The 329-nt window shown below is 54.1% G+C and carries 1 protein-coding gene; it reads left to right on the top strand.

Going from position 1 to position 329, the window contains the following annotated elements:
• Positions 1-329 (top strand): hypothetical protein (locus tag KK078_RS30325; protein ID WP_254094805.1); only part of this gene is annotated, 329 nt, incomplete at both ends.

Raw genomic sequence — 329 nt, 5'->3', positions numbered from 1 at the left:
TTGTTCAACATGTACTCGTACCTGATGCTTTCGTCGCAAGGCATTCGTATGGGTGCTGGTGTGAAGTTCGAGCTCAAGAAGAAGTTTGGTCCCATTGGTGTTGAAGTGGGCGCGTACATCGATATGATGGGTCGGGTCAACTTCAAACCGGTGCAGCTGGGGGGTGGACTGTATATAGGGGGCTACGCCCGGTTAAAGATCTTCCGGTTCAAGTTTGGGCTCTCTGTGGATGCCGGTCTGGCGGCCGAAGCGCCCAAGCCGTTCCTGATCTCTGGGTTCCTCAAGCTTTGTATCCGGGTACTGCGGAAGAACCGCTGTGTCAAGATCGA

This window comes from Dawidia soli (genome assembly GCF_018598185.1).
In the GTDB taxonomy this organism is placed as follows: domain Bacteria; phylum Bacteroidota; class Bacteroidia; order Cytophagales; family Cyclobacteriaceae; genus Ohtaekwangia; species Ohtaekwangia soli.
Note: the sequence above shows the minus strand (reverse complement) of the source record. Positions and strands in the feature narration are given on the sequence as shown.